This is a genomic window from Streptomyces parvulus (genome assembly GCF_014648855.1).
In the GTDB taxonomy this organism is placed as follows: Bacteria; Actinomycetota; Actinomycetes; order Streptomycetales; family Streptomycetaceae; genus Streptomyces; species Streptomyces parvulus.
Genome location: NZ_BMRX01000008.1, coordinates 290575 through 301634, shown reverse-complemented (window position 1 = coordinate 301634; position 11060 = coordinate 290575). Strand labels below are relative to the sequence as shown.

The window sequence follows — 11060 nt, the reverse complement described above, 5'->3', positions numbered from 1 at the left end:
CGCGCTCCCCGTTGATGGGTCTCGGTCAAGACCGGAATCGGTTGCGGATCGGTCACGACGGCCGCGGGTCGGCTTCAATGGCCGGATGGCCCACACACGTACACACGCCCTCGGCCCCTCTCCGGCCGGCCCCCGCGGGCACGGTCTGCGCCTGCGCTCCTGGGACCCGGACTCCGACGCGGACGCCGAGGCGTGGCTGCGGGGCTTCCTGGACCCCGAGTTCCAGCGCTGGAACACCCCGCTCAAGCTGTGGACCGATCTCGCCGGGGCCCGCGAGTCGCTGCGAGCCCGGGCCCGGGACGCGGCCGACGGCCGGTCCGTGTCCTTCCGCGTCACGGACGAGGAGAGCGGCGCGACGCTGGGGCACATGGGCGTCAACGAGATCAGCCGCGCCATGAAGGTGGCCCGGGTCGGCTACTGGGTCCTGCCCGAGGCGCGCGGCCGGGGCGTCGCCGTGCGCTCGCTCCTGCTCGCCTCGCGCTGGGCCTTCGCCGAACTCGGCGTGCACCGCCTGGAACTGGGCCACGCGGTCGGCCACGACGCCTCCTGCCGCATCGCCGAGAAGTGCGGCTACCCCGGCGAGGGCACCCTCCGCGAGGCCATGTTCCAGACCGGCCGCCACGACCGCTTCCGCGACGTACACCTCCACGCCCGCATCGCCACGGACCCGGAACCACCGGTTCCCGCGGCCCGCTGAGCCGGAGCGGCCGGAGCGGCCGCACCGACCGCGCCGCCCCGGCGCGCCCTCAGGGCCAGAGCAGCCGGCGGTGCCAGTCGGTGCCGTTCTCCGTCCGGTGGTACGCCAGGCGCAGGTGGCGGCGGTGGGCGTCGCCCTGGAAGAACTCCACCTCGTGGGGGCGCAGGTGGTACAGGGTCCAGGTGGGGGCGGGGGCCGCGGGTTCACGGGACGCTCGTTCCCAGGCCGCCTCGGAGGCGCGGGTCAGTTCCTCCACCGAGTCCAGCTCCGCGCTCTGCCGGCCGGTGAGGGCCGCGGCCAGCGCCCCCGTCGACCGTGCGTGCAGATCGGCCATGGCCTCCGCGGCCGGCGCGGCGGCGACCGGGCCGCGCACCCGCACCTGGCGGCCGAGCACCGGCCAGTAGAAGGCGAGCGCGGCGTACGGGCGTCCGGCCAGCTGGCCGCCCTTGCGGCTGTCGGCGTGGGTGGCGAAGGACCAGCCGGCCGCGTCCGCGCCGTGCAGCATCACCACCCGCGCGTCGGGCAGCCCGTCGGCGTCGGCCGTGGCCAGCGTCATGGTGTGCGGCTCGGTCTGCCCGGCGGCCACCGCCTCCGCGAACCAGCGCGCGAACAGCTCCACCGGGTCCCCGGGCGCGCCGTCCGGCTCGAAGGGCCGCAGCTCGGTGACGGCGGGGTCCCACACCCGCAGCGACCGCAGCAGCTCCTGGACGCCCTTCACACCGAGCCGAGGTCGGAGGAGACCCAGCGCTCGGGCCGCATCGTCACGATGACCTGCTCGCCGTGGTTCGCCGAGGCGAAGGCGACGTACCCGTCGACCTTCTCGGCGGGGAGGTAGCGGGCGGCCAGCTCGCGCAGGTCCTTCTCGGTGGCGGGCACCGTGTCGAGGACCGGCCCCTCCACGGACACGTACCGGATGGTGGGCTCCACCCGGTCGACCATCAGCGAGAAGCGGCCGGCGGCACGGATCCGCCGGTTCTTGCGGCTGTCGAGCCCGGTCATGATCCACACGTCGCCGCCGGGCGCGTACTGGTACCAGATCGGCACCGACAGCGGCGCGCGTCCCGGCTCCCCGTCGACCGCGAACGCGGCGATGTGCGGCTCGGCCAGGAACGTCTCACGCTCTTCGCGGGTCAGGGCCATCTCGGTGTCCTCCAGCGGTTACGGGCGTCGGTGCTGAGCACAACACCGGCCGGGTGCGGGGCTGTTCCCCCATCCTGGCCGTCGCGGGGCCGGACTTCGAGGCGGCGCTCGTCGTGTCGGGGCGCCCTGGGGCGCGGCGGTCGCCGAGGCCGGGCGGGGGGCGGCGGGCGGGGCCGGCGAGACGGTGCCGGAGGCGCGGCGCCGCTGACAAGCGCGATCGGTGGCGTACTGCGGGTATTGCGGCTAGTGCGGGTGCTGCGGGTGCTGCGGCCGCGGTGGGGCTTGGCGCGGGGCCCGGCGGGCTACTTGGTGGGCTTCCTGCCGGTGACGCCCAGGTACATCAACAGCGCCAGGTTCGGCTTGAGTTCCGCCTGCTTGACGCCCCAGGAGGAGAAGCCCTTCTGCTGTGAGGCGGCGCCCGCGAGCATCACGACCAGGGACCCGGCGATCGCCGCGGGGTTCACGTCCTTGTCGACCCGGCCCTTGGCCTGGAGGTCGGCGACGGAGTCCGCGAGGGAGGAGTTCACCGAGTTGAGGATCTTCATCCGGATCTTGGAGAAACGTTTATCCCCCTCGGCCGCGCCGAGTTCGACCACACGGAGAATCGCGTCGTTCCTGCGCCAGAACTCCATGAATCCGTCGACGAGTTCCTGTGCCGTCTGCCAGCCGGCCTTGCCGGTCCACGAACGGCCCGCCGTCAGCCCGGCCAGGGACGCGCTCTCGGCGGCCATCGTCTCGGCGATCTCCAGAACGGCGCCCTCGACGTCCGGGAAGTACTGGTAGAAGGTCGCGGGCGAGGTGCCGGCCTTGCGGGCGACATCGATGACTTTGACATCGCGATAGGGGGAGGAGCTGAGCATTTCGCTGAGGCAGTCGAGCAGTTTCTGCCGGGTCGCCTGCCCACGTCTACCGGCCACGCGGCCGTCGACGGTACGCACTTGTCCTGTCATGCCGTCAGCTTACCGACGGGCGTTCCGCGCGCGATTCGGCCGACTGCAAATGGGGTGCGCGCACCTGAGGAGGCCGGTGCGCCCCGTCTGCGCGGCACGGGCGACGCGGCTACGTTGACCGCATGGCTGAAAACGGGGAATCAGAGAAGACGCCGGCGGCCCCGCCGTCCGGCCGCGCGGAGGGCACCCCCTGCTGGGTCGAGGCGCAGCTCTCCGACGTCGAGGCGGGCAGGCGCTTCTACGGCGAGCTGTTCGGCTGGACCTTCGAGGAGACGGAGGAGTCCGTACGGGCCTCGCTGGACGGCGAGCCGGTCGCCGGCCTGGTCCGCAAGACGGACGGCCGGATGCCCACCGTGTGGACGGTGTACTTCCACACCCCCGACGCCCGCGCCCTCGCCGGGCGGATCCGCGCCGGCGGCGGCCAGATCGTCACCCCGCCCCACCTCGTCGGCGACCTGGGCACCGGCGCCCTCGCCGCCGACCCGGAGGGCGCCGTCTTCGCCCTCTGGCAGCCCGCCGGGCACCCCGGTTTCGGGCGCCGGCACGAGCCCGGCACCTTCGCCTGGGCCGAGCTGTACACCCGCGACACCGACGCGGCGAACGCCTTCTACGGCGACCTCTTCCCCGACTTCCTCTTCGGCCCGGACGCCGAGCCCGACTTCGGGCGGGCCCCGCTCTCCGACGTCTTCGCCGCCGAGATGCCGCCGCACTTCCTCGTCCACTTCCTGGTCCGGGACGTCGAGGCCGCCCTCGGGGCGGTGGCGCGGCTCGGCGGCCGGGTGCGGGTCCCGCCCTTCGAGACGTCCTACGGGCGCTCCGCGGTGGTCTCGGACGGCCAGGGAGCGTCGTTCGCGCTGCTCCAGCGCTGAAGCGGGGGCGGGCCCCGGTCCTCGGGCGCCCGGGATGCGGCGAGACACCCCGATTGTCCCCAGGTTCGCCACCAGCGCCTCGGACAGGAAGAATCGGGGTGCGTGGCGCCACACGGGTGCGGTGGTGAGACGCTGCACTTCGGTCGCGTACATAAGTGGGTGGCGCGGCCCGTACGGGGAGGTGGCAGGCAAGTGGTGGATCAGCTGATGCAGCACGATCCGCGGCGGATCGGGCCGTTCGAGGTGCTGGGCCGGCTGGGGGCCGGCGGCATGGGGCTGGTCTTCCTCGCGCGCTCGGCGTCCGGGCGGCGCGTGGCGATCAAGACGGTGCGCACGGAACTGGCGGAGGACCAGCTCTTCCGGGTCCGCTTCACGCGCGAGGTCGAGGCGGCCCGCGCGGTCTCCGGCTTCTACACGGCGGCCGTGGTCGACGCGGACCCGCGCGCGGCGGTGCCGTGGCTGGCGACGGCGTACGTCCCCGCGCCCTCCCTCGAGGAGATAGTGAACGAGTGCGGGCCGCTCCCGGCCCAGGCGGTGCGCTGGCTGGCGGCGGGCGTCGCGGAGGCGCTCCAGTCGATCCACGGCGCGGGCCTGGTCCACCGCGACCTGAAGCCCTCCAACGTCCTCGTCGTCGAGGACGGCCCCCGCGTGATCGACTTCGGCATCGCGTCCGGTGTCTCGAACACCCGTCTGACCATGACCAACGTCGCGGTCGGCACCCCCGCCTACATGTCCCCCGAGCAGGCCAAGGACTCCCGCAGCGTCACCGGGGCCAGCGACGTGTTCTCGCTGGGTTCGATGCTGGTCTTCGCCGCCACCGGCCACCCGCCCTTCCACGGGGCCAACCCGGTCGAGACGGTCTTCATGCTGCTGCGCGAGGGCCCCGACCTGGAAGGACTCCCGGACGAGCTGCGTCCGCTGATCGAGTCCTGCATGCAGATGGAGGCCACCGGCCGCCCCAACCCCGCCGACCTCCAGGCCCAGCTCGCCCCGCACCTCTTCGGCTCCGGTTCCGACGACAGCGGTACGGCGTCGGCGTGGCTGCCGGAGCGCGCGGTGGGCCTGATCGAGAGCCGCCGCGGCGGCCGACCCGGCGCCAGGCCCGCCCAGTCCGGCGGACGCGGTCCGTCCGGCGCCCGGCCCGCCGTACCGGCCCCGCAGCTGCCCCCGCCGCCCGCGCACGACCCCGTCGTCCCCGCGCCGCCCGCGCACGTGCCCGCCGTCCCCGCGCCCGTCGGCGCGCCCGACGCCGGGCCGGTCCGGCTGGCCGGCGCGGCGGTGCCCATCGGCCCCGGCCCGCGCGTCGCCGACATGCGCGCCGCCGCCGTCGCGGCGCCCCCGCCGGAGTCCGCCCTCACCGCGTCCTGGTCCCGGGTGCGCCCCGGCGTGAACGGCGCCGACCCCGCGCTGCCGTCCGCCCCGCCCGCGCCCACCGCGCCCCCCGAGGCCTCGCCGGCCGGCTGGCGTCCCTGGCGCTTCCGCATGTCCAACGACGTCTGGGGCACGCCCCGGGTCGCCGGGGACCTCGTCCACGTCACCTCCTTCGAGGTGCACGCCCTGGACGTGGCGACCGGCCGCCGCCGCTTCAAGACCCGGGACGTCGCCTGGTCCATGGCGGTCGCGGACGGCCGTATCCACGCCTCCGACGGCCCCACCCTGTACGCCCTCGACGCCCGCGAGGGCGGCGACCTCTGGCGCGTCCAGACCGACGCCTGGGTCTACTCCCTCCAGGCCGAGCGCGGCACGGTCGTCACCGCCACCCGCGGCGGCGGCGTCCAGGCGTGGGAGGCCTCCGGCGGCCAGAAGCTGTGGGAGGTCACCGGCGCCCAGACCGACTTCGAGTCCCCGGAGGCCGCCGCCGCCCTCCACGACGGCACGGTCTACGTCTGGCAGGACGCCCGGCTGCGCGCCCTGGACGCCCGCACCGGCGACGAGAGATGGTCGTACCCGATCGGCGACGCGGCCTCCTGCGGCGGTGTCCCGGTCCGCGTCACCCAGGCACCCGACGGCTACGTCTACGTCGCGGCCGGCACCCGGGTCCTCGCCCTGGAGGTCGCCTCCGGCCACGTCCGCTGGCACTTCGAGGCGCCCGCGGTCTTCCTCGCCCCGCCCGCCTTCGTCCCCGGCCCCGCGGTGACCGGCGGCGGCGTCTACCTCGCCGACTACCTCGGCACGGTGTACGCCCTCGACGCCACCGACGGCCGCGACCGCTGGCGCATCGCGACCGAGGCCCGCTCCTCGACCGACCCGGTGCTGGTCGCCGCGGGCCACGTCCACGTGGGCAGCGGCAAGGGCCTCTACACCCTGGACGCGGTCACCGGCACCCCCAAGTGGCGCTTCCAGGCGGGCGGCGACATCGTGGGCGCCCCCGCGGTGGCCGAGGGCCGCATCCACTTCGGCTCCACGGACCACCTGCTGTACACCCTGAAGGCCGACGACGGCCGCCTGCGCTGGAAGCTGGCGACCGGCGGCGAGATCACCGGCTCCCCGGTCGTGCGGGACGGCATCGTCTACGCGTGCAGCAAGGACCGCTGCGTGTACGCCCTGGACGCGGAGAAGGGGACGGGGACGGCCCGGACCACCTGATCCGGGGCGCGCTCAGGCGGGCTTGCGCCAGACGGAGATGTGCTTCTGGGAGTCCTGGACGAACGGCGACCCGTCCCAGTCCGCGACCCGGCGCTCCAATTCGAGCCCCGCGATCCGGGCCATCAGGTCCAGCTCGGCCGGCCAGGCGTACCGGTGCCGGGAGTTGTCGCGGCGGTACCGGCCGGTGTTCTCGTCGCGGGTGAAGTGGTTCGAGACGAGCATCTGCCCGACCAGGTCGAAGGTGTCGAAACCGAGGTGCCGGTCGGAGACGTCGAACGGCACCGCGACCTGACCGGGCGGCAGGCGCCGCAGCGGGGGCACCTCCAGCTCGATGACGAACCGGCCCCCGGGGCGCAGATGGCGTGCGGCGTTGCGGAAGCACTCGACCTGCTCGTCCTGGGTGAGCAGGTTGGAGATGGTGTTGTAGACGAGGTAGACCAGGCTGAACTCGCCCGGGACCACGGTCGTCGCCATGTCCCCGATGGTCACCGGCAGGGTGTCCTCGTCGGCCTTGCGCCGCAGCACGGCGGCCATGTGCTCGGAGAGTTCGATGCCCGCGACCGGCACGCCGCGTTCCCCGAGCGGTACGCCCACGCGCCCGGTCCCGATGGCGAACTCCAGGGCCCGCCCGTCACCGGCGAGTCCGGCGAGGAAGTCGAGGGCCGGTCCGAGGGCGTCGGCCGAGGAGTTCTCGGCCTCCTCGGTGTCGTAGCGGTCGGCGGTCGCGCGGCTCCACAGCTCACTGCTCGTCACGGGCGGCCACTCTGCCGGGTCCCGGCCCGCGCTGTCGAAGCATTTACGACGACCACGACCGCGGCGGCTCCCCTCCGCGCCGCCGCGGTCGATCCCCGTGCGAGGAGGGTCTACTGGCCGTCCCGCTTGAGGGCGGGCGGGGTGGGCATGTTGTTGTCCATCGTCTTGATCGCGTCCTCGGCCGGCGGCGCGGGCATGTTGTTGTCCTGCGTGGTGACGGTGCCGTCCTTGGCCGGCGGCGCGGGCATGTTGTTGTCCTGCGGAGTGGCGGCCGCCTCGTCCTTCTTGTCGCTCATGCGCTTGCTCCTCTGCGAGTCGAACGGTGAGAAAAGCCCGTCCGGTAGCTCCCCCGAGGGCCACCGGACGGGCGTTCGGAGCCGCACACTAACCCGTCGGCTCACCGGTCACCCGTCTGCCCCCCGACGCGACGGCGTGACAGGAACGAGCGTGACGGACGGCGATAAACGAATGCTGAACGGCCCGCCTCCGGGCCCGCCCCTCACGCCGCGGTCGCCGGCTCCAGCAGCGTCCGCACGGTGTCCGCCTCCGGGGAGCCGTTGGCCTCGTAGAGGTTGAGGGCCTCGTGCCAGCAGGCCCTTCCCCGGTCCACCTCGCCGAGGGCGCTCAGAGCGTGCCCGAGGAGTTTCAGCACGTTGCCGCGCATCTGGTCGCCGCCGATGCAGCCGAGGGCCAGGGCCTGTTCGGCGTGTTGCGCGGCCGGTCCCGGGCGGTGGGCCTTCAGGTGGGTCTCGGCGATCCTGAAGTGGGTGGTGCCCGCCCACAGCCGCTGCCGGTGGTCCACGAAGATGGTCAGGGCCTGCGAGAACTGCGCGAGGGCGTCGATGTGCCGGCCGGCCGTCGCGAAGGCCACGCCCAGCGCGTAGTGGCCGTTGGCGAGGCGCATCGTGCTGCCGACCCGGACGTGCACGGCCAGGCCGTTCTGCGCGAACTCGATGGCCTTGGAGGTGTTGCCCATCCCCATGTAGGCACGCGAGAGATTGCACAGGGCGGTCGCCTCGCACAGCCCGTTGCGGGCCTCCCGGAACCCCTCGATGGCGCGGTCGAAGAACATCTTGCCGTCGGAGTACCGGTGTTGGTGCAGCGCGATCAGGCCGCGGTCCTGCGCGGCCCAGCTGGCGGCGGTGGGGTCGGCCGCGGCGGTCGCCCGTTCCATGGCGAGACGCGCCTCCTCGGAGGCCTGCCGGATGCGCCCGGACACCAGCAGGAACCCGGTGAGGGCGATGCGCGCCCTGCCCTCCGCGCGGGTGTCGCCCGCGGCCCGCGTCGCCTCGCGCACGGCCATCGCCGTCGTCTCGTACTGGCGGGAGTTGGCGCCCGACTCCGCCAGGTCCCGCGCCGCCCACAGCAGATCGACGGCCCGGCGCAGCCGCTCCGTCCCGGCGGCCTGGCGGACGCAGGCCAGCAGGGCCGAGGACTCGGTGTAGAGCCAGTCCAGGGCCGCCGGGCCGGCGGTGAAGCGGAGTCCGGGATACCGGGTCGCCTCCAGGTGGTCGACCAGCCGGTCCCCGGGCCGCTCGATCGCGTACACCCCCGCCGCCGTGGCCAGGTAGAAGTCCAGCAGCCGCGACAGCGCCGCCCCCCGCTCGCTCGGCGGGTGCTCGTCCCGTTCCGCGCAGGCACGCGCGTAGAGGCGGACCAGGTCGTGGAAGCGGTAGCGGCCGGGGGCCGCCGACTCCAGGAGGGACGTGTCGACCAGGGACTCCAGCAGGTCCTCGGTGTCGTCCACGGGCAGGTCCAGAACCGCCGCCGCGGCCGCGAGGGAGATGTCCGGGCCGTCGGCCAGGCCGAGGAGGCGGAAGGCGCGGGCCTGGGCGCGCTCCAGCTGGCCGTAGCCCAGCTCGAAGGTGGCCTTGACCGCCAGGTCACCGGCCTGGAGTTCGTCGAGGCGGCGCCGCTCGTCCGCCAGCTTCGCGGCGAGGACCGAGACGGTCCAGGTGCGGCGGGCCGCGAGCCGGGAGGCGGCGATGCGGATCGCCAGCGGCAGGAAGCCGCACGCGCCGACCACGTCCAGGGCCGCCTCCCGCTCGGAGGCCACCCGCTCCTCGCCGACGATCTTCGTGAAGAGGGCCAGCGCCTCCTCCGGGGACATCACGTCCAGGTCGACCAGGTGCGCCCCGGCGAGGTCCACCATCCGCACCCGCGCGGTCACCAGCGCGGCGCAGCCCTCGGTGCCCGGCAGCAGCGGCCGTACCTGCGCGGCGTCACGGGCGTTGTCGAGCAGGACGAGGACGCGGCGGCCGTCCAGGACGGAGCGGTAGAGGGCGGCGCGCTCCTCCAGGGAGTCGGGGATGGCCGAGTCGGCCGTGCCGAGGGCGCGCAGGAACGCGCCCAGCACCGTCTCCGGCTCCGCCGCCCGCGCGCCCGCGCCCTGGAGGTCGACGTAGAGCTGCCCGTCCGGGAAGGCGGCCCGCGCCTGGTGGGCGACGTGCACGGCGAGGGTGGTCTTGCCGACGCCGCCGATGCCGGCCAGCGCGGAGACGGCCATGACGCGGCCGCCGTTCGCCTCTCCGGCGCCGGACGCCGAGGACAGGACGTCGCTCAGCTCCCGCACGAAGGACGCGCGGCCCGTGAAGTCGGGCACGGTGGCGGGCAGTTGGGCCGGGCGGACCGGGGACGGCGCCGACTCCGGTGCCGGTGCCGACGTCTCGGCGAGGCCCGGGTCGGCCCGCAGGATGCGCTGCTGGAGGTCCTGGAGGCCGGGCCGGGGGTCGACGCCGAGTTCGTCGGCGAGCAGGCGGCGCGTGTCCGCGTAGACGGCGAGGGCCTCCGCCTGGCGGCCGCTGCGGTACAGGGCCAGCATCAGCAGCTCGCGCAGCCGTTCGCGCAGCGGGTGGGCCGCGGTGAGCGCCGTCAGCTCCGAGACCGCCTCCGCGTGGCAGCCCTGCTCCAGGTCCATGTCCAGGCAGGTTTCGAGGAGTTGCAGCCGCCACTCCTCGAGGCGGACGCGCTGCGCCTCCGCGTAGGGGCCGGGGACGCCCGCCAGCACCTCGCCGTCCCATCGCGCCAGCGCGCCGCGCAGCACCTCACGGGCGTGGCACAGGTCGCCGGCGGTGCGCGCCTTCTCGGCCTCGGTGGCCAGGTCCTGGGCCACCGCGAGGTCCAGCGCCCCCTCGCCGAGTCCGCGCACGGCGTACCCGCCGGACTCGCTCACCAGCACGCCGGGGTCCAGGATCTTCCGCAGCCGGGACGCGTACGTGCGCAGCGCCGCCAGCGCCTGCGACGGCGGCTCCTCCCCCCACAGCGCGTCGATCAGCTCGGCCGCGGTCGCCGTACGCCCCTCGCGCAGCAGCAGCGCGGCCAGCAGTGCGCGCTGCTGCGGCGAGCCCGTGGCCAGCGCCTCCTCCCCGCGCCAGGCGCGCACCGGTCCGAGCACGCCGAAGCGGAGCGCGGCCGACCCGTCCGGTTCTCCCGGGGCCCCGGGACGCCGCTGCTCCGGAACCCGCGGTCCACCTTCCATGCCGTCCCCCTAGACATCCTGAGCAACCAGGCCAGTTTGCCTTGTTCATGCCGACCACGTCAGCCGTGGGAGACGCCGATCACACCTTCCTCACCTGCCCGCTTCCCGGCCCAGCTCCACGCGCACCGTCAGCAGGCCCGTCCCGGTGCCCATCGCCCGCACCGCGAGGCTGTTGAGGCGGGGGAGCCGGCGCAGGCGGGCGAGCGGGTCGTCGTCGGGCAGGAGATGGGCCGTGCCGTGGTGCCAGCGGCCGCGCAGGCGCACCCGGACGCGCGGGTCGGCGCGGATGTTGCGGACGTACTGGGACCGCTCACCGAACTCCGAGACCAGCCAGAAGTCGTCGCCGACCCGGCGTCCGCCGACCGGGGTGCGGCGGGGGAGGCCGGAGACGCGGCCGGTGGTCTCCAGGAGGATCTGGCCGGGCAGCCGGCGCACGACGGCGTTGAGGCGGCGCTGGAGCGCCGTGACGGTCCGGTACTTCTTCTCGGCGCCGGCCTGCTGGGGGGACATCGACATCGTTCGTTCACGCTCCCGTCTGTTGTGTCTCCATGTTCCCGGAAAACCTCAGGGGGACGGGCGTGGCGGAT

Annotated in this window: 10 protein-coding genes; 3 read left to right on the top strand and 7 right to left on the bottom strand. The window is 74.5% G+C overall.

The genetic code is table 11. From position 1 onward, the window contains the following. The first annotated feature begins 85 nt into the window (after positions 1–85). Positions 86–697, top strand: a complete 612-nt coding sequence (locus tag IE108_RS17610; RefSeq protein ID WP_064728453.1) for a GNAT family N-acetyltransferase — start codon at positions 86–88, stop codon at positions 695–697. 49 nt (positions 698–746) lie between these two features. On the opposite strand, the gene IE108_RS17605 is transcribed toward IE108_RS17610, so the two are convergent. The 3 genes from IE108_RS17605 to IE108_RS17595 all read right to left on the bottom strand — a co-directional run bounded on the left by IE108_RS17605 (position 747) and on the right by IE108_RS17595 (position 2775). Beyond that, complete coding sequence (locus tag IE108_RS17605; protein WP_064728452.1) at positions 747–1415, bottom strand: pyridoxine/pyridoxamine 5'-phosphate oxidase; 669 nt, start codon at positions 1413–1415, stop codon at positions 747–749. Continuing rightward, positions 1412–1837: a pyridoxamine 5'-phosphate oxidase family protein gene (locus IE108_RS17600; protein ID WP_064728451.1), complete on the bottom strand. Its 426-nt coding sequence runs from the start codon at positions 1835–1837 to the stop codon at positions 1412–1414. Before IE108_RS17600 ends, IE108_RS17605 begins: the two co-directional genes overlap by 4 nt. Positions 1838–2139: 302 nt before the next feature. Then, entirely contained in the window at positions 2140–2775 is a 636-nt protein-coding gene (locus IE108_RS17595) for a TetR family transcriptional regulator (RefSeq protein WP_064728450.1), read from the bottom strand. A gap of 134 nt (positions 2776–2909) precedes the next feature. On the opposite strand from IE108_RS17595, the gene kbpA reads away from it, so the two are divergent. Then, on the top strand, positions 2910–3656 hold the full coding sequence (gene kbpA, locus IE108_RS17590) for an AfsK-binding protein KbpA (RefSeq protein WP_064728449.1): 747 nt from the start codon (positions 2910–2912) through the stop codon (positions 3654–3656). Positions 3657–3848: 192 nt separating this feature from the next. Beyond that, positions 3849–6242 carry a protein serine/threonine kinase AfsK gene (afsK, locus tag IE108_RS17585; protein ID WP_064728448.1) on the top strand — a complete coding sequence of 798 codons (2394 nt, stop codon included), beginning with the start codon at positions 3849–3851 and terminating at the stop codon, positions 6240–6242. 12 nt (positions 6243–6254) lie between these two features. On the opposite strand, the gene IE108_RS17580 is transcribed toward afsK, so the two are convergent. The 4 genes from IE108_RS17580 to IE108_RS17565 form a co-directional block, all read right to left on the bottom strand. Continuing rightward, entirely contained in the window at positions 6255–6995 is a 741-nt protein-coding gene (locus IE108_RS17580) for a class I SAM-dependent DNA methyltransferase (RefSeq protein WP_064728447.1), read from the bottom strand. Positions 6996–7105: 110 nt separating this feature from the next. Next, positions 7106–7291, bottom strand: a complete 186-nt coding sequence (gene afsS / locus IE108_RS17575) for a regulatory protein AfsS (RefSeq protein WP_064728446.1) — start codon at positions 7289–7291, stop codon at positions 7106–7108. 203 nt (positions 7292–7494) lie between these two features. After that, complete coding sequence (afsR, locus tag IE108_RS17570; protein WP_064728445.1) at positions 7495–10473, bottom strand: SARP-family global regulator AfsR; 2979 nt, start codon at positions 10471–10473, stop codon at positions 7495–7497. A 90-nt stretch (positions 10474–10563) separates the two neighbouring features. Next, positions 10564–10989 (bottom strand): nitroreductase/quinone reductase family protein, encoded by a 426-nt coding sequence (locus IE108_RS17565; RefSeq protein ID WP_229851909.1) that lies wholly within the window; start codon positions 10987–10989, stop codon positions 10564–10566. Positions 10990–11060: the final 71 nt, after the last annotated feature.

Coding starts and splice junctions, on each gene's coding strand:
- kbpA (WP_064728449.1), top strand. CDS start 2,910: ATGGCTGAAAACGGGGAATCAGAGAAGACGCCGGCGGCCCCGCCGTCC.
- IE108_RS17600 (WP_064728451.1), bottom strand. CDS start 1,837: ATGGCCCTGACCCGCGAAGAGCGTGAGACGTTCCTGGCCGAGCCGCAC.
- IE108_RS17565 (WP_229851909.1), bottom strand. CDS start 10,989: ATGTCGATGTCCCCCCAGCAGGCCGGCGCCGAGAAGAAGTACCGGACC.
- afsS (WP_064728446.1), bottom strand. CDS start 7,291: ATGAGCGACAAGAAGGACGAGGCGGCCGCCACTCCGCAGGACAACAAC.
- IE108_RS17610 (WP_064728453.1), top strand. CDS start 86: ATGGCCCACACACGTACACACGCCCTCGGCCCCTCTCCGGCCGGCCCC.
- afsR (WP_064728445.1), bottom strand. CDS start 10,473: ATGGAAGGTGGACCGCGGGTTCCGGAGCAGCGGCGTCCCGGGGCCCCG.